Origin of the sequence: Nostoc sp. FACHB-280 (assembly GCF_014697615.1) — a bacterium.
Lineage (GTDB): Bacteria > Cyanobacteriota > Cyanobacteriia > Cyanobacteriales > Nostocaceae > Nostoc_B.
On sequence record NZ_JACJSD010000024.1, the window covers coordinates 1 to 23,842 of the forward strand.

General features: G+C 40.8%; 19 protein-coding genes, 1 rRNA gene and 1 pseudogene. 10 read left to right on the forward strand and 11 right to left on the reverse strand.

What is annotated here, in order from left to right:
* The first annotated feature begins 8 nt into the window (after positions 1 to 8).
* Positions 9 to 125, forward strand: a 5S ribosomal RNA gene (rrf, locus tag H6G75_RS18010).
* A gap of 129 nt (positions 126 to 254) precedes the next feature.
* On the opposite strand, the gene H6G75_RS18015 is transcribed toward rrf, so the two are convergent.
* On the reverse strand, positions 255 to 1,031 hold the full coding sequence (locus H6G75_RS18015) for an ABC transporter permease (protein WP_190981384.1): 777 nt from the start codon (positions 1,029 to 1,031) through the stop codon (positions 255 to 257).
* Positions 1,032 to 1,522: 491 nt separating this feature from the next.
* Here H6G75_RS18015 and H6G75_RS18020 point away from each other — a divergent pair, with 491 nt between their 5' ends.
* Positions 1,523 to 2,671 (forward strand): DegT/DnrJ/EryC1/StrS aminotransferase family protein, encoded by a 1,149-nt coding sequence (locus H6G75_RS18020; protein ID WP_190981385.1) that lies wholly within the window; start codon positions 1,523 to 1,525, stop codon positions 2,669 to 2,671.
* A 206-nt stretch (positions 2,672 to 2,877) separates the two neighbouring features.
* Here the strand turns inward: H6G75_RS18020 and H6G75_RS18025 are convergent, their stop codons facing one another.
* A complete protein-coding gene (locus H6G75_RS18025; RefSeq protein ID WP_190981386.1) occupies positions 2,878 to 3,624 on the reverse strand; it encodes a DUF561 domain-containing protein in 747 nt (248 codons plus the stop codon).
* 333 nt (positions 3,625 to 3,957) lie between these two features.
* Here H6G75_RS18025 and H6G75_RS18030 point away from each other — a divergent pair, with 333 nt between their 5' ends.
* From H6G75_RS18030 to H6G75_RS18045, 4 genes are all read left to right on the forward strand, one after another.
* Positions 3,958 to 5,355 (forward strand): efflux RND transporter periplasmic adaptor subunit, encoded by a 1,398-nt coding sequence (locus tag H6G75_RS18030; RefSeq protein WP_190981387.1) that lies wholly within the window; start codon positions 3,958 to 3,960, stop codon positions 5,353 to 5,355.
* A gap of 215 nt (positions 5,356 to 5,570) precedes the next feature.
* A complete protein-coding gene (locus H6G75_RS18035; RefSeq protein WP_190981388.1) occupies positions 5,571 to 8,759 on the forward strand; it encodes an efflux RND transporter permease subunit in 3,189 nt (1,062 codons plus the stop codon).
* A 469-nt stretch (positions 8,760 to 9,228) separates the two neighbouring features.
* Positions 9,229 to 9,774 (forward strand): imm11 family protein, encoded by a 546-nt coding sequence (locus tag H6G75_RS18040; RefSeq protein ID WP_190981389.1) that lies wholly within the window; start codon positions 9,229 to 9,231, stop codon positions 9,772 to 9,774.
* Positions 9,775 to 9,831: 57 nt separating this feature from the next.
* Entirely contained in the window at positions 9,832 to 10,095 is a 264-nt protein-coding gene (locus H6G75_RS18045) for a hypothetical protein (RefSeq protein WP_190981390.1), read from the forward strand.
* 43 nt (positions 10,096 to 10,138) lie between these two features.
* Here the strand turns inward: H6G75_RS18045 and H6G75_RS18050 are convergent, their stop codons facing one another.
* Both H6G75_RS18050 and H6G75_RS18055 read right to left on the reverse strand, forming a co-directional pair.
* A complete protein-coding gene (locus H6G75_RS18050) occupies positions 10,139 to 10,498 on the reverse strand; it encodes a hypothetical protein (RefSeq protein WP_190981391.1) in 360 nt (119 codons plus the stop codon).
* Positions 10,499 to 10,771: 273 nt separating this feature from the next.
* Positions 10,772 to 11,821, reverse strand: a complete 1,050-nt coding sequence (locus tag H6G75_RS18055; RefSeq protein ID WP_190981392.1) for a metal ABC transporter substrate-binding protein — start codon at positions 11,819 to 11,821, stop codon at positions 10,772 to 10,774.
* A gap of 89 nt (positions 11,822 to 11,910) precedes the next feature.
* Between H6G75_RS18055 and H6G75_RS18060 the strand changes: the two genes are divergently transcribed.
* The gene (locus H6G75_RS18060; protein ID WP_190590353.1) at positions 11,911 to 12,735 is read left to right on the forward strand and encodes a metal ABC transporter ATP-binding protein; all 825 of its coding nucleotides are present in this window, start codon (positions 11,911 to 11,913) and stop codon (positions 12,733 to 12,735) included.
* A 44-nt stretch (positions 12,736 to 12,779) separates the two neighbouring features.
* Positions 12,780 to 13,625 carry a metal ABC transporter permease gene (locus H6G75_RS18065; protein WP_190981393.1) on the forward strand — a complete coding sequence of 282 codons (846 nt, stop codon included), beginning with the start codon at positions 12,780 to 12,782 and terminating at the stop codon, positions 13,623 to 13,625.
* A gap of 56 nt (positions 13,626 to 13,681) precedes the next feature.
* Here the strand turns inward: H6G75_RS18065 and H6G75_RS18070 are convergent, their stop codons facing one another.
* The 3 genes from H6G75_RS18070 to H6G75_RS18080 all read right to left on the reverse strand — a co-directional run bounded on the left by H6G75_RS18070 (position 13,682) and on the right by H6G75_RS18080 (position 16,056).
* Positions 13,682 to 14,164, reverse strand: a complete 483-nt coding sequence (locus H6G75_RS18070) for a protein tyrosine phosphatase family protein (protein WP_190981394.1) — start codon at positions 14,162 to 14,164, stop codon at positions 13,682 to 13,684.
* 6 nt (positions 14,165 to 14,170) lie between these two features.
* The gene (locus H6G75_RS18075; protein ID WP_190981395.1) at positions 14,171 to 14,668 is read right to left on the reverse strand and encodes a hypothetical protein; all 498 of its coding nucleotides are present in this window, start codon (positions 14,666 to 14,668) and stop codon (positions 14,171 to 14,173) included.
* A gap of 89 nt (positions 14,669 to 14,757) precedes the next feature.
* Positions 14,758 to 16,056 carry a PPC domain-containing protein gene (locus H6G75_RS18080; RefSeq protein WP_190981396.1) on the reverse strand — a complete coding sequence of 433 codons (1,299 nt, stop codon included), beginning with the start codon at positions 16,054 to 16,056 and terminating at the stop codon, positions 14,758 to 14,760.
* Between the two features lie 343 nt (positions 16,057 to 16,399).
* On the opposite strand from H6G75_RS18080, the gene H6G75_RS18085 reads away from it, so the two are divergent.
* The gene (locus H6G75_RS18085; protein ID WP_190981397.1) at positions 16,400 to 18,403 is read left to right on the forward strand and encodes a serine/threonine-protein kinase; all 2,004 of its coding nucleotides are present in this window, start codon (positions 16,400 to 16,402) and stop codon (positions 18,401 to 18,403) included.
* Positions 18,385 to 18,549, forward strand: coding sequence for a hypothetical protein (locus H6G75_RS18090; RefSeq protein WP_190981398.1), 165 nt, complete (start codon positions 18,385 to 18,387; stop codon positions 18,547 to 18,549). The genes H6G75_RS18085 and H6G75_RS18090 overlap by 19 nt, the downstream gene beginning before the upstream one ends.
* An 81-nt stretch (positions 18,550 to 18,630) precedes the next feature.
* On the opposite strand, the pseudogene H6G75_RS18095 reads toward H6G75_RS18090, so the two are convergent.
* The 4 genes and pseudogenes from H6G75_RS18095 to H6G75_RS18110 form a co-directional block, all read right to left on the reverse strand.
* Positions 18,631 to 19,176: pseudogene (locus H6G75_RS18095) on the reverse strand (DUF4351 domain-containing protein); the annotation flags it as partial.
* A gap of 3 nt (positions 19,177 to 19,179) precedes the next feature.
* A complete protein-coding gene (locus H6G75_RS18100) occupies positions 19,180 to 21,825 on the reverse strand; it encodes a chloride channel protein (RefSeq protein WP_190981456.1) in 2,646 nt (881 codons plus the stop codon).
* Positions 21,826 to 22,097: 272 nt separating this feature from the next.
* Positions 22,098 to 22,937: a TIGR02452 family protein gene (locus tag H6G75_RS18105; protein WP_190981399.1), complete on the reverse strand. Its 840-nt coding sequence runs from the start codon at positions 22,935 to 22,937 to the stop codon at positions 22,098 to 22,100.
* Between the two features lie 183 nt (positions 22,938 to 23,120).
* Positions 23,121 to 23,831 carry a class I SAM-dependent methyltransferase gene (locus H6G75_RS18110; protein WP_190981400.1) on the reverse strand — a complete coding sequence of 237 codons (711 nt, stop codon included), beginning with the start codon at positions 23,829 to 23,831 and terminating at the stop codon, positions 23,121 to 23,123.
* Between the last annotated feature and the right edge of the window lie 11 nt (positions 23,832 to 23,842).

A 23,842-nucleotide genomic window follows, 5' to 3' on the forward strand; every position in this document is an offset into this window, starting at 1 on the left:
CAAGTTTTCCTGGTGCCTATGGCGCGGTGGAACCACACTGATACATCCCGAACTCAGAGGTGAAACGCTGCTGCGGCTACGATAGTTGGAGGGTCGCCTCCTGCCACAATTGCTCGGCGCCAGGTCTCTTCTTCTAAAAAACGCCCTTTCACATGAAAGGGTGTTTTTAATTTCAGCAGAACGTATTGATTTGCTTATATTTTTACATTTCAGTTAATGTATGGTAGTGATTGGCAGTGATTTTATTTCCTCAATTATCTAATTAAGTGTGCTGCCGAATTAAAAAACTGACGACACAATCCTCTGGTAACTAAAATTGTTGTTAGCAAATTAGCTAATGCAACCATAAACACAATCAAAATTTCGTAAGACACTGCATCTAAAGGGTTGACTCCGCCTAATAACTGTCCGGCAGTGATGCTGGGAAGAATCGCCATCCCAATCAGCATCATTTGATTAATTGTGGGAAGCAATGCAGCACGAATAGCTTCTTTACGGTATTGACTAACTGCTTGTTGGGGAGTTGCGCCTAAACTCAAGTGAGTTTCAATTTCTCCAGAAGAATAATTGATTGTACTAACTAAACGTTCACCTGCGATCGCAGCTGCATTCATCCCATTACCAATGATGATTCCTGCTAGGGGAATTATATAACGGGCTTCAAACCATCTGTCTGGTTGCAGAATTAATAAATAAGTGTAAAAAAGTGTGAAAGCTGTACTGATGAAAATCGCTCCCCAAACCACAGGTAAGACGAGGGGAATTTTCTGGCTGATGCGATTGCGGGCGACAATAGCTGTAATTGTCAGGATAATTGCTAAAATCACCAAAACCGTCCAAGCATTATTGACAGCAAAGATAAAATCGAACACATATCCCAAGACAAGCAATTGTAAGATGGTTCTGCCAGTAGCAATTGCCAAGTTTAATTCTAATCCTAATTTTTCCCAGGCAGATAAACCAATAGCGATCGCCATTAACCCCACAGCAAAGCCTAAATCAGCTAAATCTAGTTTGATTAATTCCTGCACAGTTTTTTACCTCCTGGGAAAGTGCTGAGTATAAACCTAATATCATATAGCAGTCATATTTGATAGATGAACAAGGGAGCTAGGGTAGACAAGGTAGATAGGGAAGATAAGGGAGAGATTTTTGTAAAGCAAATAGGATTGCCATATAGCCATCCTTAATGAGAAGCAAATAAATCTGTTCTCTGTTTCCTGTTGGCTGTTCCTTCTCTTGACGAATCAGTTTGTAAATTAAATAGGATTGGCATATCTCATAAAACGAGTGCTTGCCAGTCTTGTGTATTGACACTTTATCAGAGTGGACTAATTACGAATTACAAATTACGAATTACAAATTAGTATGATATTTTTACCCATACAATAATTTCAGTAATAACCCTCTTTGATGCGTATCCAGGGCGACAGTCTATCAATCAGCTTTTTGACAAAAAGTCAAGTAGCTAAACTCGACTGTCGAATTGCATCCTTTGTATTTTCAAATAACATAAAAACTCATGTTCCAAAGCGTAAATTCTGTTCCTGCTTTTGATATCAAGCAGCAATACGTCACTATCGAAGCAGAAGTAAGTGCAGCAGTGCTAGAAGTGTTAGCATCTGGACGTTATATTGGTGGCCCGATCATTGAAAGCTTTGAGCAACAATTTGCGGCCTATCATGGTGTTACTAATTGTATAGCTTGTAACTCTGGAACTGATGCGCTCTACTTAGCCTTACGAGCTTTAGAAATTGGTACAGGTGATGAGGTGATTACTACACCGTTTACCTTTATTGCAACAGCCGAGGTGATCAGTGCGGTGGGAGCCAAGCCTGTTTTTGTAGATATAGACATTAATACATATAACTTAGATTTGCGACAAATCGCTGCGGTAATTACTCCTAAAACCAAGGCAATTATTCCGGTGCATTTATTCGGACAGCCTGTGGATATGACAGAGCTAATGGCGATCGCACACAATCATAATTTAGCAGTGATTGAAGATTGCGCTCAATCTACAGGTGCAGTTTGGGAGAATCAAAAAGTTGGTAGCATTGGGCATATTGGCTGCTTTAGTTTTTACCCGACCAAGAATCTCGGCGGTTGTGGTGATGGTGGAGCAATTACAACCAATAATCCAGAATTAGCTGCGAAGATGCGGGTAATAAAGGAGCATGGGCAAAGAAATCGCTATTACTACGAGGAAGTTGGGGTAAATAGTCGTTTAGATGCCATCCAAGCCGCAATTCTGCAAATTAAACTTCGTCATCTCGATCATTGGAATCAAAAACGACAAGCGATCGCATCTTACTACCAACAATTCCTCAGTCAAATCTCTGGGATTGTCGTACCGGAAGAACTTCCTGGCGGCGAGAGTGTCTGGAATCAGTTTACAATTCGCGTAGTCAGTGAATCACGCAATGGTGCTAGTGCGTCTCGTCGAGATTGGGTAAAAAATCAATTGCAAGAACGGGGTGTAAATTCAATGGTTTACTACCCTTACCCACTTCATTTGCAGCCAGTGTATAAACATTTAGGCTATCAACCAGGACAATTACCAGTAGCCGAGCAAACCTGTCATGAGGTTTTATCTTTGCCAATGTTCCCAGAACTCACAACCCAGCAGCAAGATCAGGTGATTTATGCGCTGAAGGATTGTTTGGTTTAAGGAGAGTGGGGAAAGTAATGTACTAGTCATCAACACTTTTCAAATATAAAGTTGGATCATCCTAGATTAAGATCCCCCCGCCTGCGGCGACCCCCTTTTTAAGGGGGTAAACGAAAAAATAGCCCCCCTTAAAAAGGGGGGTTGGGGGGATCAATAAAAACTCACAACAGTAAACTGAGAATTATTGATTTACTACTCCCTACTCCTTAGACAACTGCGCGGTTGTTGGCAGTCTCTAATGCTTCTACCAAACCACGTACAGCAGCAATCATGGCAACTTCGCTGTTGAGTTGGTTGATGGCAGAACCAACACCAACACCAGCCGCACCAGCTGAGATCGCTAAAGGTGCAGTAACGTTAGAAATGCCGGAAGCGCATAATACTGGTACAGATACAGCGCGAGAAATTTCGTAAGCTGCGGCTAAAGTAGGCGCAGCTTTTTCAATTAATCCCAAAGTGCCGGAGTGAGCAGGTTGGCTGCTGGTTCCGCCTTCGGTTTGGATGATGTCAGCACCAGCTTTGACTAGTTCTTCTGCCAGTTGTACTTGCTGATCTAGTTCCAGAATGTGAGGAACTGTCACAGATAAGGTGATTTCTGGTAAAAGTGCGCGGGTTTGCTGAGTCAGTGCTAAAACTTCTTCAGCTTCAAATCTGCGTCCTTGGGCGTAGAAAGAGTCAAAATTACCAATTTCAATTAAGTCTGCGCCAGCCGCTACAGCTTGGACAAATTTTTCTGGTTCAATTGCTGATACACAAACTGGTAAATTAATCAAGCTTTTGGCCATTGCCACAATTGCTGGATCAGCAGCGATATCAACAAAAGTCGCACCACCAATTTCAGCAGCTTTAATGATAGCAGCCACGCGATCGCCATCAAAGTTATGCAACCCGCTAATTACTTTCAAAACGCGACGGTTGATAAATGCACGTTCTAGAGCAGAATGTATTGTCATAGTTCGTCTTTTGCAGCTACGAAGGTAGGAATATTTTTACACTACTGCGCGTTTGCGGCTAGGGGGTAGTGGGTTGTTAAGCCCTGAGTTTATCAGTTGAGATCGCAGGGGTGCAGGGGTGTCAAGGTGTAGGGAGATGGTTTGAGTAACAGTTTCAGAGAATAAAAAATATATCTATCTTCACTTTCCAAATGTCTGGAAAGTTTTAATACTTACATCTAGTCTATTACTTAGGATTAATTGTTAGCATTCTAATGTTTAGATAAACTAACATAATGCTTAACTAAGTAAACTAAACATTTTTACGAAAAACACCAGCTACTCTGTGTGAATATGAGCCGTTTTTCTGTCTTGATTACAAATCCTGTGTTGCAAATTTTACCCAGAAGTTTGAGCGATCGCAGCTTACTGCCCACAAGGCGGTTATGGCTACTGATACTAGGTTTAGCTTGTCTTTGTTCTGCTTGTGCTAAAGCTTCGGAAGCCCAATCAACAGGCAAAGATGCAGGGAAAAAACGACCTGTACCTGTGATGGTTGCAACTGCTACTCAAAAAACTATACCCATCTTAATTAAAGCTACGGGGACAGTAGAATCATATTCTACTGTCTCTGTCAAGTCACAGATTGGGGGACAGTTAACAGGAGTGTATTTCCGCCAAGGACAGAACGTCAAAAAGGGAGATTTGCTGTTTCAAATTGATTCTCGTCCCCAGCAAGCAGCATTGATGCAAGCAATGGCGGCGAAAGCCAAAGATGAGGCATTAGTCAAGCAGTCTGAGGCTAATGTTAACAAAGCGATCGCTCAAGTCAACCAAGCCAAAGCCACAGTCTTCAAAGATGTCGCCCAGGCGAATAATGCCAATGTCCAGGCACAACGCTATACCGGATTGCTACAACAGGGAGCGATTAGTAAAGAACAGGCAGAACAATATCAAACCAGTGCCACGGCTCAAAAGGCAACCGTCAAAGCAGACCAAGATGCAGTAGCTAATGCCCAAGCAGCAGTAGAAGCCGCCAAGGCAGATGTAAAAAATGCTCAAGCAACAGTCCTCGCAGATGAAGCCGCAATTGATAGCGCCAAAGTTCAACTTTCTTATAGTTCTATTTATTCGCCCATTACAGGACGTACTGGCAGTTTCAAGTTAAATCAAGGTAATTTAGTCACCGCCAATTCCACAGATCCCTTAATTACCATCAGCCAGATTCGCCCGATATATGTAAACTTCTCGATTCCGCAGCGAATTTTGCCAGACTTGAAAAAGTACACCAGCAACCACAAATTAGAAGTTGATGTCATCCCCCCCAAAGATTCAGGAAATCCTGTACATGGCTATTTAACTTTTGTTGACAGTGGCGTAAATACTCAAACTGGCACAATTCAACTCAAAGGTACATTTAGCAATGATGACGAGCGATTGTTACCAGGGCAATTTGTGAATGTCGTGCTGAAATTATCTGAGATACCCAATGCTGTGACTGTACCAACCAAAGCCATCCAAGCCGGACAGCAACAGCAATTTGTGTATGTTGTCAAACCAGACAAAACAGTAGAAATGCGTCCGGTAGTTGTGGGAGATGCAGTCAATAATGAAACTGCGATCGCTCAAGGCATCAAACCAGGTGAGCAAGTAGTCATCGATGGACAATTCAACCTTGTACCTGGGGCAGCAGTGCAGGTTAAGCAGGGATTGACAGGAGGCAGAGGGCAGGAGGCAGAAGGCAGAAGGTAAAAAACTCTTACTGGCATTCATACTTTCCACCCAGATGCTCTTGGTTAGGAATTACGCAATAACTCTCTCAAACTCTTTAACTTCGTGTCCTACCCTTCGGGAAGCCACTTCGTGTCTATGCGTCCTTTGCGGTACCCTTCGGGAAGCCGCTTGCGCGTCTACGTTTTTTTATACTTTTGCGTAAGTCTTGTTGGCTATAAAAAATAGGAAAATCTATGAATATTTCCGAGTTATTTATTCGTCGCCCAATCATGACGACTTTGGTAATGATTGGCGTTTTGATTTTCGGGCTGATGAGTTACCGAATGTTACCTGTAAGTGACTTGCCAAATGTGGATTTTCCCACAATTCAGGTGAGTGCTAACTTACCTGGGGCGAATCCAGAGACAATGGCGGCATCGGTGGCAACACCTCTAGAAGCGCAATTTTCGAGTATTGCTGGGTTGAGTTCGATGAACTCTACTAGTTCCTTGGGCAGTAGTCAGGTAACACTGCAATTTGACTTGAGTCGAGATATTGATGGAGCAGCCCAAGACGTGCAAGCTGCGATCGCCAAAGCCACACGGCAATTACCTGCGGATATGCCCAGCCCCCCATCCTATCGCAAGGTGAACCCGGCAGATCAGCCCATCCTCTACATCTCCCTAAACTCTGCTGTTCTTCCCCTGTCCACCGTAGACAAGTATGCAGAAACACAACTGGCACAACGTTTATCAATGGTGAACGGCGTAGCCCAGGTGCAAGTCTACGGTTCCCAAAAGTACGCCGTGAGAGTTTTGCTTGATCCCGAATCTCTCAGTGCTAAAGGTATAGGTGTTGATGAAGTTGCAGATGCTATTAGTAAAGGTAATGCCAACATTCCTACGGGGACACTTTACGGTCAAGAGCAAAATTATACAATTCAAGCTAACGGTCAACTTAATGATGCGGCTGCCTATCGTTCTTTAATTGTGAGTTATCAAGGCGGTGCGCCAGTCCAACTCGGAGAAATTGCCCAAGTCTTAGATAGTGTAGAAAATGACAAAGTTGCGAGTTGGTATTTTACGAAAACAGCAAAACAGAACAAAACATCTAATTCTGGTGTACGGGCGATTGTTCTAGCAATTCAAAAGCAACCGGGAACTAATACCGTCGAAGTCGTGGAAGCAATTAAAAAACTGCTGCCGAAATTCCGCGAACAAATCCCCGCAGCCGTGAATATGGAAATTCTCTACGATCGCTCCCAAGCCATCCGCGAATCGGTTGATGATGTACAGTTTACGCTGTTACTGACTATTGGTTTGGTTGTGTTAGTAATTTTCCTATTTCTTCGCAACCTCCGGGCGACGATTATACCGAGTTTGGCAGTACCTTTATCTTTGGTTGCTACCTTTGGTGTAATGCTGCTGTTGGGCTTCTCCCTCGATAACCTGTCGTTGATGGCGTTGACTCTTTCCGTCGGTTTCGTGGTGGATGATGCGGTAGTGATGCTAGAAAATATTGTCCGCCACATGGAAATGGGTGAAAGTCGCTTGCAGGCTGCGTTGAATGGTTCACGGGAAATTGGTTTTACAATTCTCTCTATGACGATTTCTTTGGTCGCCGTATTTATTCCGGTGCTGTTTATGGGTGGGATTTTAGGGCGATTATTCCGCGAGTTCGCTGTAACTATCAGCGTGGCGATTTTGGTATCGGGAATAATTTCTCTGAGTTTGACACCTATGTTGTGTTCTCGCTTCTTGCGTCCACCGCATCACCAGCAAGAAGATGCAGCAGAACCAGTGAAAAGAGGTTTTAAAGGCAAAATTCAAAGATTTAACCGGGGACTTTATAATACTTCCGAAAAATTTTTCGATGTGATTTTGGGTGGCTATGAGTGGAGTTTAAAGCGATCGCTCAAATATCATCGCACGACAATGTTTATCTCTGGGGCAATCGTAGTTGCCACAGTTTATTTATTTATGGTTGTGCCGAAAGGCTTTATTCCGACTGCGGATGTAGGACAAATCACCGCCTCTACCCAAGCCGCCGAGGATATCTCCTTTGATGAAATGGTAAAACATCAACAGGCAGTTGCAGCGATCGCATATCGTGACCCGAATATAGCAGCAATTAACTCCAGCGTCGGTGCAGGTGGGGCAAATGCTTCCAGTAATACCGGGCGCTTATTTATCAGCCTCAAACCCCGCGAAGAACGCAAACTGAGTGCCGATGATATTGTCCAAGAACTGCGTCCAAAACTATCGCGTATTCCAGGGATGAAGGTTTTCTTGCAGAACCCACCAGCCATTAATATTGGTGGACAGCAAAGCAAAGCTCAGTATCAATTCTCATTACAAAGTCCCAATATTCAAGAGTTATATCAGTATGCGCCAACTTTAGAAGAAAAACTCCGGGGGCTACCTGATTTACAAGATGTCAATAGTGATTTGCAAATCAAAAACCCCCAAGTGCAAGTTGACATTAATCGTGATCAAGCGGCATCTATGGGGCTAACAGCCGAACAGATAGAAACTGCGCTGAGTAATGCCTACGGTACACGGCAAGTTTCCACAATTTACGCCTCAGATAGTCAATACGAAGTGATTATGGGAGTCGAACCCAAATATCAGGGAGATCCCAGTGCTTTAGAATTGCTGTCAATTCACTCCCCTACTGGACAACTAGTACCATTAAATGCTGTCGCCACCATCTCGAAAGGTGTAGGGCCTTTGACTATCAACCACTCAGGACAGTTAGCTTCTGTAACTATCTCTTTTAACCTCAAACCCGGAGTATCTCTTGGTAGCGTCACTGACAAAATTGAACAAATCGCCCGTCAAACATTACCCGCCAGCATTACTACAGGTTTCCAAGGTTCCGCCCAAGCGTTTCAGTCTTCCTTGCAAGGGTTGGGTTTATTGCTATTGGTGGCAGTTTTAGTAATTTATATTGTGTTGGGAATTCTCTATGAGAACTTTATCCACCCTTTGACAATTCTTTCGAGTTTGCCATCAGCCGGATTTGGCGCATTGTTAACCTTGTTGCTATTCCAAGTTGATTTGAATATTTACGCCTTTGTCGGCATTATCCTGCTAATTGGGATTGTGAAGAAAAACGGCATTATGATGGTTGACTTTGCCATAGAAGCCCGACAAAGTGGTAAAACTCCTTACGATGCCATTTATGAGGCTTGTGTCGTCAGATTTCGCCCCATCATGATGACCACAATGGCCGCTTTGATGGGAACTTTACCAATCGCCCTGGGGTTGGGTGCAGGTGGAGATACACGCCGTCCCCTTGGTTTAGCCGTTGTTGGGGGATTGCTATTTTCCCAATTTTTAACGCTGTATTTAACACCTGTGTTTTATACCTACATGGAATCTTGGCAAAGCTTTATGAAAAAACGCCAATGGCGCAAACAATCAGATTCTCATGCAGTGTAAAATTTAGTGAGTAGGTTGGGTGGAGGCGCACAAGAAATATTGGCAACAACACAGCAAATCTTTATTGCGCCGTAACCCAACACCAAATTATGAGATTTTGAGAAAATATTGCGACAGGTAAAATCATTGTGGAGTGAATTTTACCGTTGGAATTGAGATATTGTGATAGTTGAAAGTTTTGCAGTTTTCTTCATAGCATTTGTTGGGTTCCACTTCGCTCCACCCAACCTTGTATGTATATTGAGAGAAGTAGTAGACCGTACTATCAATGGGGTGAAATTACCAGTAAGTCAGCATAATGGTCAAGGTTTACATCGTGGAAGCACTGATGAGGCTATTAATGTAGAACTTAGGCAAAGCTACAAATAAAGCAGGAGCTGAAGCTATACTTCAAAGTATTGCTGCTAGAATTAAGGCTGAAACTTTCCCCTCATAATATATTTCAAAAACTTAATGGAGATAGATTTATATGAATATTTATATTCCTATTCCTGATAGCGATAATTATGATGGCTTCTATTATCTGGATCAAGAAAATTCACATGATATTTTATCAAGGTTTCTTAATTTTGCAATGTATCAAGATATTGAAGAAAAGAGTGAATGGATTCCTTTACCAGTGGGAATTGAATCATTCGGTACTAAACGAGGTGATTTCCTTGGAGTTACTGGATGGACTTTTGCTTGTAATAATAGGGCTTGGAAAATTTTAGAGCCTTTAATTGGTGATAGCGTTAAACTGCTGCCATTACAATGCGATGAAGGTGAGTTTAATATTTTAAAAGTAATCAATATTATTGATTGCCTTGATCGTTCAAAGGCGGATTTGTTTATATTTGAAGAAACTGGTAGAGTTTTGGGCATAGAAAAGTATGCTTTTAAAGAAGAGTTAATTCAAGATCAGCATTTTTTTGCCATCCCAGAATGTAAATTCGTAATATTAGTATCTCAAAAATTTAAGGACTTAATAGAGCAGAATCAATTGGAAGGACTGAATTTTAAGCAAGTGGCTTAGGATTAAGTATGATCACCTGATCTTGTAGGTTGGGTGGAACGAAGTGGAACCCAACAAATGCCACGAAGAAAACCGCAAAACTTTCAACTACCAAAATATCTCAATTCCAACGGTAAAATTCACGCCACAGTTATTTTACCTGTTGTAATATTCTCTCAAAATATGATGATTTGGTGTTGGGTTACGGCGCGATCTAGATTTAGTATGTTGTTTTCAATATCTCTCGTGCGCCTCCACCCAACCTACAGAAGAGGCGATCGCAATCCTAAATCATTTGTGAATAAAAAGATCCCCGACTTCTTCAAGAAGTCGGGGATCTAAGCCTCTCAATTTTTAGTCTCTACCAAGTTAACAGCGTCAACTATTACCACCAGATTCGATTACCATTTTCGTCAACTCTGGCTTGACGAATTACATCAGAGATTTCTTCTGCATCTTTAACATGGTGCAGGGCTTTTTTCTCACCGTTGGGTTCTTCCACAACGAAGTATGTGGGAACTGTAATATGGTCGCCTGTAATATCTGGTGAATCAACAGCAACTTGTTTTGCTTTCTCTTCAATAGATTCAGGTTTATCGGAGATTCTATCTCCGGGATTTGCCGTTAAGTTTCTTTCTTTGGCTGTGGGTTCTTCCCGTGAATGCCAATCTTTGCTGACGGGCTGTTCAATTTCGGTTTGATTATTTTCTGGTTGATTATTTTGATTTTCTAATTCTTTAGTCATGGCTAGTTCACAAATTAAAACTATGTATTCACTAACTCAATTTATAAAATTAAAGCCATGATGCTGTCTTCCTTCAGAGAGACTTTCTGATGAAATTTTAAGGTATAGCAATCCTCAATGAGTCGTGAGAAACATAGATATGGAAACGAACCGCCAAGAACGCCAAGGACGCAAAGGTAAGAAGGAAGAAAAAGATATAGAAATTCTACAAATGATTTAGGACTGCTATAGATATTAGGGAGTAGGGAGTAGGGAGTAGGGAGTAGACAATATTTATTTTTGCGGTTTTGTTTCTATCTTTTTAGTTAGTTGAAAGGGTGTATATTTACCCCCCAAAGCTTCAACAATAGCGCGGGTATTTGCCTCCATCATTTTGATGTATGTTTCTCCATTGCTACCTTTGGCACCAATGGAATCAGAATAAAGTTGTTGAGGCGCTAGTTGCACGCCTGCTTCTTGAGCTACGGTTTTGATCAAGGTGGGATTAATTGTAGTTTCGGCAAAAATTGCGGGTACGCCTGTTTTTTTGACTGATTCTACCAATCTTTGTACAGTTTGGGCGCTTGGTTGTTCTTCGGTGCTGATACCGATTAAAGTTCCGGCGATCGCAATACTATATGCACGTCCATAATATTGAAAAGCATCATGGGTTGTAATTAGTTTGCGTTTATCGGGCGGAATAGTTTGAATTTGTTGATTTATCCAGGTATGCAGTTGTTTTAATTCATCGGTTAATTCGGCTGCGTTTTGAGTAAATTCTGCTTTATCTGCTGGCGATAACTCAATCAACGCATCTCGAATCACATTAACCATCGCGGCTGCATTTTCCGCACTTCCCCAAACATGGGGGTCTGGTACAATTTCACCTTTACCTTTATCTAATTCCAAAGGTTTAACGACTTCCCCTACGGCTACTTTCTTTCCTTTTCCAGCTGCATTCATTAACTTAATTAATCCTGGTTCTAAGTTATAGCCGTTATACAAGATTAAGTTTGCTTCTTCCAAAAATCGGCTATCGGCGGGGACTGGTTCATAAACATGGGGATCAGCACCGGGTTTGAGGATTCCTTTGAGTTGAATTTCGTCGCCGCCAACTTCTTGGGTTAAGTCTGCAATGATTGTGCTAGTAGCCACAACCCTCGGTTTATCACTACCTTTGGCAGTTGTGGAGTTGGTGTTGTTTTGACTACAACTAAACAAAGTCAATGGTAAAAGCATTCCCAGACACAGCCGAAAAATCAAGCTAAAAATTTCTGGTTTCCGCCTAGGGATGGTTGGCTTTTGTTGGACGAAAACGCCCTCTATCTCAGGTATTACGCTCATTTATCTGTGACATTACTGCTTATTATAGATTTTTTCATATTTTTCTCATTTTTGTAGTAAGCTCAAGTAATAAATATGAAAATACCCTTATGGAAAACGTTTCTTTTTACGCCAACTTGGGACATACCCAGAAAATTGGTGAACGTTCTGCATCGTATATCAAAGCTATTGATATGAATTCCACAGATGCAATTTCTATTGCCCACTTGGGAGTACATTACCGGACTCAAGAAGCCTTGAGAGATATTAACTGTGTGATTCAACCGGGGAGATTAACAGGGATTTTTGGCCCGAATGGTGCTGGCAAAAGTACACTGATGAAAGCAATGTTGGGCTTGGTTCCTGTTAGTAGTGGTGTGGTGAAGTACCAAAACCAACCCTTGATGCAACAAAAGTCAAAGGTGGCTTATGTCCCTCAACGTAGCCAAATTGATTGGACTTATCCCGCCACGGTTTGGGATGTAGTGATGATGGGAAGAGTCAAGAAAACTGGCTGGTTGCGTAGCTTTTCGGGAGTGAGTCGTCAAATAGCAAATAGCGCCTTAGAAAGAGTCGGAATGAGTGAATTCCGCGATCGCCCCATAGGACAATTATCAGGAGGACAACAACAACGAGTCTTTTTAGCCCGCGCCTTAACACAGCAAGCAGACATCTTTTGTTTTGACGAACCATTGGTAGGGATTGATCAAAAAACCCAAGCAGTAATTTTTGAAGTCTTTCAAGAACTCGCCGCCGAAAACAAAATCGTCCTAGTTGTGAACCACGACTTAGGCGAATCCATTACCCATTTTGATGACTTGATTTTACTCAACCGCGAATTAGTCGCCACAGGTTCTAGACAACAAGTCCTCACCGAACAAAACCTACATCTGGCTTACGGCGGTAAAGTAATGTACTTCTCCGACGCAGCTTAAACTCTCTTTCTCCGTGTCCTCTGCGCCCTTTGCGGTTCGTATCTATGTTAGAAGCACTAATCGAGCCGTTACAATACGGCTTCATGCAGCGATCGCTAGTGATTGCGATTTTAGTTGGTTTGTTGTGTGCAGTTGTGGGTAGTTACTTAATGGTGCAACGACTCGCACTCTTAGGTGATGCTATCAGTCATTCTGTTTTACCAGGATTAGCGATCGCCTTCATGATAGGCGCAAATATCTTTGTTGGCGCATTTATCGCCGGAGTTGTGAGTACAATGGCGATCGCCTGGATTAGGACGCGATCGCCAATTAAAGAAGATGCAGCAATGGGCATAGTTTTTTCTGCATTCTTCGCCCTTGGTATTACTTTAATTACAGTTGTTCAAAAAGATAACAAAATCGACCTGAATCACTTTTTGTTTGGCAACATTCTCGGTGTTACCGTTGATGAAGTGCGAGACACAGCCATCATCGCTACCATTGTTTTAGTAGTAGTAATTTTAATCTACAAAGAACTATTATTTTACACCTTTGATCCGTTAGGCGCTCACGCAGCCGGTTTACCAGTCAATCGCCTCAACTTCGGATTAATGTTACTCATCGCTTTAACAATTGTCGCCAGTATGAAAGCCGTCGGCGTAATTTTAGTTTTATCACTGTTAATTACTCCTGGTGCGACGGCTTATTTATTAGTCAAACGCTTACACGAAGTCATGATTTTAGGCGCAGGAATTGGGGTGTTTTCGAGTATTAGCGGTATGTATCTCAGCTACTTTTATAATTTGCCTTCTGGCCCGGCGATCGTTTTGGTAGTATCAGGTTTATTTATTTTGGCGTTGTTATTTAGTCCGAAGCATGGGGTGTTGATGCCAAGTGTGAATCGGAAGTGAGTTTGTTTTAATGCGGAGGTGCGCCAAGGTTAACGCAAAGAGACACAGAGTGTTTCTCAAGTTAGTTTTTCTGACTTTTGTTGATAGGTATTTAATGCTTCTTGAATAAACTTCTGCCATACTTCATTCGGAACCCAAATTTTATGTAAGTCTTGTTCGGCTGTTGCATCATTTAAACCTTGATGTATGCGGCGAAAAAGATACATAAAAGCCGATACTCTCATATTAGCAGCGCAGTGAACAAAGATTTTTTTATCTGAATTTGTTTCCATGACACTAAAAAACTTTATCACATCTTCCAGCGTCGGATTTTCCCACTCTACTGGAATGTCGACATATTGCATTCCTTGAGATTCGATAATTTCTTGTTCATTGGATAAAGCGTTGCTTGATGTTGGTAAGGCTAGATTAACTATTAGTTGATAGCCTGCTGCTTTGATAGCTGCAAATTGTTCGGCGGTTGGTTGTCCTGAAGTAGCAATTGTATCTGATATTTGGAGGAAGTTGTAGATTTCTGCAAGATGATTTTTGGCAGACATAAATCTTTATTGATTAAATAGCCCATAAGATAATTTATTTTCCCATTTATTGCCAGTTTTTTCCATATATAGCAAATTGCCATATTGTGGTGTTATGGGACAAAAAGCAGTCATCTGAATTAACGCTTGAGAAAAATCATCCGAAAAACCTGGACGAGTGAATGTATAGAACATAGACCATCTATGATCATCTTGATTAAAAAGGTTGTCATACTCTGCACTAGACAGTAAATTAACTTTGGGATTATTAATACATGAACTTAATAAGGAAGGTTGACTGTTAATCGATATCCAATTATCAAAAGTCTCTTTTTTTAAATCAGGAAACCCAAAAATTCTCATACCATACATCTCTGTTTCTCTTATCCGCAGATTTTCCCAAGTAATATCCTTAAGACTAGTTTTAGTAATCACCGAACCGGACTCTTCTAAAAGATATTCTCCTGCTATACTATAATTTTTAATTAATGTCGCAAAAATCTCTGTTTCATGTTGCGATCGCATATTTTTTAAAATTATTTGATGGTTAAACAAAGTTAACAATATCTCCCGATTCAGAGATATTGTCAACCTTGATTAAGTTGTAACCAATTTTAAAATAAAGTTAATCGGTAATTACCGCGTTGGTTAGGTCTGCTAGAGGTGACAACTATATAATAAGTCCCATCTTCAGGTAATCTGGCTCGGTCAATGAGGGTGCTATATTTACCATCGCGATCGCTATTTGCAGCAATTCTTTGTCCTTGAGAATTGAGTAAAACGATATAAGGCGAAAACTCTTCATTTACACTATCTACACGAATACTCACCAATTGATTTTTTGTTCCTTGAAATTGTGTCACATTGTAGGGAGTACCATTTTGTTTCAAGACTAAGTTTTGCTGACTCAATTCTCCGGTTTCGTCTAAAATATAGCTGGCTCGATCATCTCGAATCGCCAGACTATAGCGGCCTGTATCTCCAGGGTTTTGGCTAGTCACAGCAATTGTATATATACCCGCTACAGGTAAGCGTGCAAAGATAAAAGCATCTCGTTCTGTTTCGCCACCGCCTCGTTTGAGGATGACGTTATTATTGGGGTCGAGGAGAAACATATAAGGACGTAAACTTAAGTTATTAGAACGTCTTTGATCTGCACTACCCAAAAGGCGAATTTGAATTAGTTGGTTTTCTCTTCCCTCAAATTGATAGAAATGATATGGTCTACCTTGTGATTGAAAATCTCTTTTATCCAGAATACCGAAGGCAATATCAACAAAGTTAATGTTTCTATAATTAGGTGTTCGAGAATTAGCCGCAGCTACACCTCTAGAGTTTCTACTTCTCCCTGAGTTAGTATTTGGTGTTTGTCTTCTACCTGGAGTTGGAGATACAGAACGATTTTGTGATGGTTGCGGTGGGGAATTAGTTCCTCTGGGATTTGACCTTACAGGTGCTGGTTGCGGTGTGGGGTTACTGTTTCTGGGTGGAGAATTAATAGGCGCTGGTTGCGGTGAGGAATTAGTTTCTCCAGGATTTGACCTTACAGGTGCTGGTTGTGGAGTTGGATTACTTTCTGGTGGAGATGCTTCGGGAGTAGAATTAGTTGGCGATGGTTGCGGAGTTGGATTACTTTCTGGTGGTGGGACACTTACTGGTAAAGGTGAATCAATAGATTGAGTGCGCTGTGGTGTTACAGGCGGTTCCGCCGCCGGAATTTGTTCAATTCCTTGTTGTACTGCTTCTGGCTGTCGTTCATCGGGTGTTTTAGCAAGTTGGAATTGTTGAGAAAAGGTAGGAATTTCTAAAGCAGAGATTGGCAGAATATGACTGGCGATCGCTACACTACTAACAGAAATAAATAAAGTTACATTTATCCTCTTGCGTAATTTTTGATTGCTTTTTTCTGCCATATTAAACTCCTCTTTTTGATGTTTATTAAATTATCTCTGCCTGTAGATAGATACGTTTTTAAATGTATAATCAGGAATCAAAAAATAATTTAAATTCTATTGGTCGCACTCAATACTCAGCAATATCTTGGTCATTGATAGATAATATACAATTGAGATATAACAATCTCTCAATTGTAGTTATAATACTACCAATAAACAGGAAAATTCGATTCTTGTCAATTTATAATTACTGATACAAGTGTATATTAATTATTTGATCATCAGAAGTTTCCTAGCAACTTCATAGCCAAATTATACGTCATCCTCTAACATAGATACAAACAGAAAATGGATTCCCAGTATGGTCTGCTGCTTGAATCCCGATTGCCCTGAACCTTTAAATCCAGATGAAAATCAGTATTGTCAAAGTTGCAATACACCATTAGTCAGATTGTTGCGAGGGCATTATCGTGTCATTAAAGTACTATCAGATGAAGGTGGATTTGGCAGAACCTATCTTGCGGAAGATGCAGATAAATTGAATGAATGGTGTGTAGTGAAACAATTTGCACCTAAAGTTCAGGAAGCTGCTGCTATTAAGAAGGCAATTGCATTATTTCAAGAAGAAGCAAAAAGATTACAGCATTTGGGAGAACACCCCCAAATACCTGCTTTATTAGCTTATTTTGAGCAAGATAGTTATTTATTTTTAGTTCAACAGTTTATTGATGGACAGAATTTACTCCAGGAATTACGTCAAGGAGTAACGTATAACGAAAACCAAGTTATGCGAGTTTTGCTTGATTTACTACCTGTACTGAAATTTATTCACGATCGCGGCGTAATTCATCGAGATATTAAACCACAAAATATTATTCGTCGTCGCAGTGATGGCAAATTAATATTAATTGATTTTGGTGCATCCAAACAGTTAACAGCCACAGTGCATACTAAATTAGGCACAACCATTGGTTCACATGGTTATACTCCCATTGAACAAATGCAAGATGGTCAAGCTTATCCAGCCAGTGATTTGTATAGTTTGGGGGTGACTTGCTTTTATTTGCTGACGGGAAATGCACCGTCAAAATTATGGATGCAGCAAGGCTATAGCTGGGTGAAATCTTGGCGACAATATCTACCAAACGCAAATACAACTACGATAACTATAGATTTAAAGTTAGGGCAAGTTTTGGATAAACTGCTGACTACAGATATCAGACAACGTTATCAAGCAGCCGAACAAGTCCTGCAAGACTTGAAAAAACAATCTTCAGCATCAACGAGTTTTGCATCTGCGCCAACTTTACTAACAGTTTCAGGAAGTCAGCAGAGGTTATTGACATTCAAACTCAAGGACAATTTTCAAAGATTGTTGCTCGTTAATTTTGTCATATTACTGTTAGGATTAGGCGGAATTTTGTATTTTCAGTATTTCTCCAAAATCAATACTAGTGAAGTTTCAGAAAGCGTTGATCAACCCAAAACTTTTAGAGGACATGCGAGTGATGTTAATTCGGTGGCTTTTGCGCCTAATGGGCGAATTTTAGCGAGTGGTAGTGATGATAAAACAATCAAATTGTGGAATTTAGCGACGGGAACGGAAATTTCTACCCTCAAAGGACACTTGAAATGGATTTGGGCGATCGCCTTCCATCCGCATGGTAAAATTCTCGCCAGTGGTAGTGCAGATCAAACAATTAAACTCTGGAATCTGGCTACAACTGAAGAAATTCGCACTCTCAAAGGACATACTGGCGGCGTAACTGCTGTTGCTTTTAGTCCTGATGGGAAAATTTTGGCTAGTGGAAGCTTAGATAAGACTATCAAATTGTGGAACCTAGCAACTGGTAAGTTAATTCGTACTCTTTCAGGACATAGCCAAGCTGTTGCAACTATCGCTTTTAGTCCCGATGGCAAAACTTTAGCTAGTGGTAGTTGGGACAAAACAATTAAACTCTGGAATGTGGCAACTGGTCAACAAATTCGGACTCTCGAAGGTCATTCAGAATTAATTCTGTCTTTAGCCTTCAGCCCTGATGGTAAAACTTTGGCTAGTGGTAGTAAAGATAAAACAGTGAAACTTTGGGATGTGACAACAGGCGAGACAATTCGCACTCTCAAACAACATTCTGATAAAGTCAATTCTGTTGCTTATGGAAAAACTGCCAACGGTACTATACTTGCGAGTGGCAGTAGTGATAATACAATTAAATTGTGGAATCCGGCGAATGGTAAAGAAATTCGCACCTTAAAACGTGATTCTGGTTATATATATTCTGTTGCTATTAGTGCAGATGGTAAAGCGATAGCTAGTGGTGGTAGTGCAGAAAACATCATGAAAATTTGGCCAATATCACCTTAGAGACGCGAGATTTTGCGTCTAGAACACAGCAAACATCAAGGATAAATTTATTTTTGGGCGATCGCACATATTTTATGAGTAGTTGGATGATGGCGATCGCATATCAAATAATTCTCAATATTTATAGCAGTAGCCAAGTTGGTTAGGACATCGATAAATAATAAAATTTAGACACCAAAAGCTTTTAAACCTGTCACCTGTCACCTGTCACCTGTCACCTGCTATACCTATTGTTGACTCAACCAAACTTCTAACTCGCCAACTGTAGTGAAATCTAACAATGCTTCCCCTAGAGATTCTAACTGTTCAACAGATAATCTTTTAACTTGCTCGATAAGAGATGAATCCATTGTTCCCAATCTTCGATTCAACTGGCGCAGAATTAGTTGTTGTTCTCCTTGCTCTAAACCTTGTTGCAAACCTTGTTGCAAACCTTGTTGCAAACCTTCTTGTCGAGCTTGTTCTCTGTCTTGTTGATACAGTGGTGCTAATCTCATCACTAACTCCCGATCATCTACTTCTGTATTTTGATTGATTCGCAAGTTTTGTTGCAAGTTATAAAGCAATTCTAGCGTTACTTTCACAAATGGGTGATTCACTGGTAATACAGCTAATTCATCAATTGCTTGTTGCTGGACTTTTCCACGTCCTAGTATTCTCAGCCATAGTGTTTCGGGAGTTACTGGTAACTGATGAATCACCACTATCGCTGTTCGCAAATATTCTGGGAGAAAGTACACTCCTTCTACCCAATCTGATTTTACTGCTGCACCAATTTAATTATTAATTGCACCGCGTACTAAAATGACTGTACTTTCTACATTAGAGGCGATCGCTTCTGGAATATTACCTTGAATTGCTTGTTGTAGTAAGCCTTCGCGGGTAGCACCCAAAACTACAACATCAAACCCTTCTTGTTCTACTAAATGAATTACACCCTCAGCCACGGAATCAGCCTGTACTGGTGTAGCGACAAATGCAGTACTAGATAAGTGACGATGACGCATCAATTGATGAATGGCTTTGTCTAAAATTTGGATATCTGGTTTTGATTCCGATGGCTTGAATACTTGTGTTAAGTGAATTTCTGGTTCGTTTCCTAATGTTACCAATGCCGGGATTAATTTCAGCGCAAATTTAGAATTAGGGCCACCCGCCATTGGAATTAACCAACGGTTGAATTGGAGAGTGGGAGAAATTTTTGACAATTGACTATTGACAGTTGACTGTTGATAATTACCTAGTTTTACTAGCACTACATCACAAGTGGCTTGGCGAATGATGGTGTCTACAATATTGCCAAAAATTCGCCCTGGGGTGGATGTGCTACCTTTCCAGCCCATTAAAATCATGTCTATGTGGCGTTCGTGGATAGTTTCTAAGATGGCTTGAGAAGCATCATGGGCAACACGAATTTGTGTATGTAAGGGAATATGACATTTTTTAGCTAAAACTTCGGCTTGTCTTAGTAAACGCCGACTTTTGGCAGTTCTGACTGGTGTTTCGGCTGGGGAACTGTGGCGCGATACTAACATTATTTGGACGCACTCTATTTCATAGTGGCGTTCTTGAGCAATGGCCACAGCCATTTGCAGCAGAGTACCCACAGTCTCAGGATTAGCGATTGGGACTAATAATCTACCTCTGCCAATACTCGGCGATCGCGTCTGATAAACTACATAAGATGGTTCTGGTTGTGGTGCTGGGGTAATATTTTTACCGTTGAGATGGTCAGCTTCAGCACGAATAATATCGGCGCGGGTAATAATTCCAATTAATTTTCGCTTATCTACTACAGGTAAACGACTAATTTGATAGCGGTCAAGTAAATACAATACATTACTCAAGTTATGTATAGGTGTGACCGTTATTGGTGCAGTAGTCATAATTTCTTTTAATAAGGTATTGTTTGGCAAGTTGCGATTAGCCAATTTTGTTAAATCTGATTGGGTGACAATACCAACTAATTTGCTATTTTTGACTACGGGAAACCCCCGGTGATGGGAACTAGAAAATGCCTGTTTTGTTTCTTCTAAAGTTATGTCTGCATCCAGAGTTTCCACTTGCTTTTGCATAACATCTTTAGCTGTTAATGTGGTTAAAATAGCTTCTGTGGGCTCGACTTTGCTCAGGGTAATACCTTTTAATTGCAACAGTCGATCGTAAAGTGAACCGGGCATAACTTTATCTGCCACTAAGTATGCGACTACAGCCACAATCATTAAAGGTAAAACCAAGTTAAAATCTGTAGTCATTTCAAAGACAATCACAATTGCGGTGATGGGAACCTTAGAAACGGCGCTAAAAAATCCCCCCATTCCCGCCAAAGCATAAGTAGGTAGAGAACCTACTCCCAATAAATGACCTTCCCAAACACCAACAACATGCCCTAAGCAAGAACCTAAAATTAAGCTGGGTGCAAATAATCCTCCCGGCGCACCAGAACCAAAGGCAATTAAGGTGAGGACAAACTGAGCAATAAATGCGATCGCAGCAACAGAACCACTAGAACTGCTAGTAATTATATATTCCCGTAAGCCAGTATTATTGCGAAAATATTCGGGCAGCATAGCTACGATGATTCCCGAAACAAATCCTGCCAAAGCAACTTTGAGGGGCAAACTAATATGTAATCTTTGATAAGATTTGATACTAAAAATTAAACCGTAATTAAATAACGCCCCTAATAACCCAGCGACAATACCCAAGATTAAAAAAAACGGAATTTCTGGCAGAGAAAACTGGCTTGAAGATTGGATCATTCGCAGATTTAAGTGCAAACTACCACCACCCAATAATCGTGAGACAACACCACCGATAAATGAAGCGATAATGGCGGTTCCTAAAGTTAACCCAGATAAATCTTGCAGTAATTCTTCAACAATAAATATGACACCTGCTAAGGGGGCATTAAAAGCGGCAGCTAAACCAGCACCTGCACCCGCAGCAATCATTTGTCGTCGATGATCTGGGGAAGTGGGAACAAAGCGACTCATCCCCGCCGCTAAACTTGCACCAACTTGCACAGTCGGGCCTTGTCTACCTAAAGTTATCCCCGAACCAATCACAATCATGGCACTGAGTAACTTCACAGCCGCTACCCGCCAAGATAATTTGATGGGTACATTAGCTAAGTTAGCCTTGACTTGGGGAATACCACTACCAGATGCTTCTGGCTCTAACCGCTGCACTAACCAGCCAGCCATGTAGCCAAACACTAAACCGACTGTTGGTAAAGCTATCCATGCCGGGAAAACATGGGAAGTATGCACCCGCCATGCACCCAAGAGTCCTGCTCCAAATTTTAAAAATACCGCAGATAAAGCCGCTACAATCCCAATTACAGAAGCTTCAGCGATCGCTAAACCTTTTCTTGGCTGCCACCAACGACGCAAGCGTTGATTTAGAGCCGGAAGCAACATCATATAAATTTAATAATTTATTTATGATTTCTGTTCATAGTTATAACTTGAAAAGAGGGACAAGGGACTAAAGGTATGGCTATTTTTCTAGCAATTGTTTGATTTATTTCACAATTCCTTTGCATCAAATCGGTATGAACATTATAGAAAAATGCGTTTGCTTAACGTAAGATTAGCAATCTGTAGACAAAACACATATCATCAAAGGGTTATTATTTAACAAACATCAGGGAGAATATTCTTTAACAAAGTTTCTTCAAAATTTATGCAATTTACCTAGAAAATCGCTTGTTAAACTCTGCAAAAGTTTGTTGCTGTTTGCTGTTGTCAAGCACAGAAAAAATTACTTTTTTAAATCTGCCCCAAAATTGACCCCCTGGTAATAAGATATCTGCAAAAATTTGGGCAACTATCGCTGGGTCATTTTTAAAGACTCCACATCCCCAAGCGCCTAAAATTAACGCATCACAACCGCATTCGGCTGCTAAACTCAAGACTTTTGATGCACGACTCATCAGAACTTCAGGTATTTGTCCACTAAGGTGCTGCTGATTTTTTTGAATCATGTCAGCATTTGGCGCTGGACTGGTGATAAAGTTCACAAAATATGGCTGTTCTAATAGCTCTCCATCATCGTTTTTGAAAACGGGACAACTCGGAGAATAAATCATCCAATTTGAGTATAAAAGTGACCGTTCAGAACGATGGAAATCATAATATTCACGGCATTTTAACAGACTTTGGTAAAGCGCAGAACTTCTGGCTAAACTTTCTTCTTGGGCTTGTGCGCCATTGAGAAATCCACCACCAGGGTTTTTTGCGGAAGCAAAATTCAAAACACCAATTTGTTGGAATTTTCCGCTGTTGGCTATGCGTTCAGATCCCATCAGCGTTGTCTCATTTCTCACTTGAAATTCAGTATCTGAGAAAGGAGGAACGCTTTTGATGACTTCAGATTCAATGTTGCATAGATTTTCAGGACTATAGCATTTTGTCGAATCTAAACAAGACTGTACTTCTTGATGAATATGAACTTGATTGCCATTAGGACTAATGTAGCTACCAATTTCCAGAATTTCTAAGGTACTTTTGGCAATGGTAATTCGTCTCATTGGTGTTATTTTTTCCACTTCTAGCAGATATGGTTTTTAGAAAGGCTGTTATTATGTATTACATTAATAATACAATAAGGTAAGCCTGTACTACAAACTTTTTTCACTTGAGAGTGGAAGCTTACTAGGATCAGAATCCAAAGTAATCAAGCTGAGATGATATGGTGGTTAACATCTGATTCATCAGCGCCGCAAACGTAACATCTGATTGCTACCTTTGAGAAATTCCCAAGGTACATTGACAACTTCTGCGGCAATTCCCGCATGATTTAAATCATTGAGTAAATTATTTAACAAAGGATATGTTTGAGCATCTTTACCCTGCAAGGGGTAGATTCTGACTTCTTGAGAACAAACTCGATAAAGTTCTAAAATTGTTTGCCAGTGAAAGGCATAATCCAAGCAGTCACTGTAGAGAAACAACAAATTAGCACTTAATACCAAATCGAAACTGCGATCGCCAAAGGGTAATTTTGGTAATACAGTGTGAATGTAGCGTCCTGCTTGGCGACCACTGGGATAATCTGCCAAAAATCTTTCTAATGCTATTTGGCGATATTCAGTTAACTTGGCAATATTTTGATAAAAATCCCAATTATAGTTATGGGTGACATCCGCCAATCTTTCCATAACGTGAGCTAAATCGGCTTGTCCTTTAGCTTGCAAAGTTGTTGCATCGAAATTAAACACAATGTCACAAGCCACAGCATCAATACCCATTTGATGCAGTTCCGCCACAAAGGAAGCTGCACCAGCCGGACAATCTAAAATTTTCGCTGTTTGCCACTGGGATAAATCTAGGTCAAAAAATTTCACGTACTCCGATAAAGTACGTCCTAGAAATACAACTCTATCCAGTTGGAGAGCATCATTTATGCTAGTGGCAAAGTTCATAAGTTAGGTGG

Excerpts from the sequence above, each read along its gene's own strand:
- H6G75_RS18020 (WP_190981385.1), top strand. The coding sequence starts at position 1,523 with ATGTTCCAAAGCGTAAATTCTGTTCCTGCTTTTGATATCAAGCAGCAA.
- H6G75_RS18025 (WP_190981386.1), bottom strand. The coding sequence starts at position 3,624 with ATGACAATACATTCTGCTCTAGAACGTGCATTTATCAACCGTCGCGTT.
- H6G75_RS18030 (WP_190981387.1), top strand. The coding sequence starts at position 3,958 with ATGAGCCGTTTTTCTGTCTTGATTACAAATCCTGTGTTGCAAATTTTA.
- H6G75_RS18035 (WP_190981388.1), top strand. The coding sequence starts at position 5,571 with ATGAATATTTCCGAGTTATTTATTCGTCGCCCAATCATGACGACTTTG.
- H6G75_RS18040 (WP_190981389.1), top strand. The coding sequence starts at position 9,229 with ATGAATATTTATATTCCTATTCCTGATAGCGATAATTATGATGGCTTC.
- H6G75_RS18045 (WP_190981390.1), top strand. The coding sequence starts at position 9,832 with ATGCCACGAAGAAAACCGCAAAACTTTCAACTACCAAAATATCTCAAT.
- H6G75_RS18050 (WP_190981391.1), bottom strand. The coding sequence starts at position 10,498 with ATGACTAAAGAATTAGAAAATCAAAATAATCAACCAGAAAATAATCAA.
- H6G75_RS18055 (WP_190981392.1), bottom strand. The coding sequence starts at position 11,821 with ATGAGCGTAATACCTGAGATAGAGGGCGTTTTCGTCCAACAAAAGCCA.
- H6G75_RS18060 (WP_190590353.1), top strand. The coding sequence starts at position 11,911 with ATGGAAAACGTTTCTTTTTACGCCAACTTGGGACATACCCAGAAAATT.
- H6G75_RS18065 (WP_190981393.1), top strand. The coding sequence starts at position 12,780 with ATGTTAGAAGCACTAATCGAGCCGTTACAATACGGCTTCATGCAGCGA.
- H6G75_RS18070 (WP_190981394.1), bottom strand. The coding sequence starts at position 14,164 with ATGTCTGCCAAAAATCATCTTGCAGAAATCTACAACTTCCTCCAAATA.
- H6G75_RS18075 (WP_190981395.1), bottom strand. The coding sequence starts at position 14,668 with ATGCGATCGCAACATGAAACAGAGATTTTTGCGACATTAATTAAAAAT.
- H6G75_RS18080 (WP_190981396.1), bottom strand. The coding sequence starts at position 16,056 with ATGGCAGAAAAAAGCAATCAAAAATTACGCAAGAGGATAAATGTAACT.
- H6G75_RS18085 (WP_190981397.1), top strand. The coding sequence starts at position 16,400 with ATGGTCTGCTGCTTGAATCCCGATTGCCCTGAACCTTTAAATCCAGAT.
- H6G75_RS18100 (WP_190981456.1), bottom strand. The coding sequence starts at position 21,825 with ATGTTGCTTCCGGCTCTAAATCAACGCTTGCGTCGTTGGTGGCAGCCA.
- H6G75_RS18105 (WP_190981399.1), bottom strand. The coding sequence starts at position 22,937 with ATGAGACGAATTACCATTGCCAAAAGTACCTTAGAAATTCTGGAAATT.
- H6G75_RS18110 (WP_190981400.1), bottom strand. The coding sequence starts at position 23,831 with ATGAACTTTGCCACTAGCATAAATGATGCTCTCCAACTGGATAGAGTT.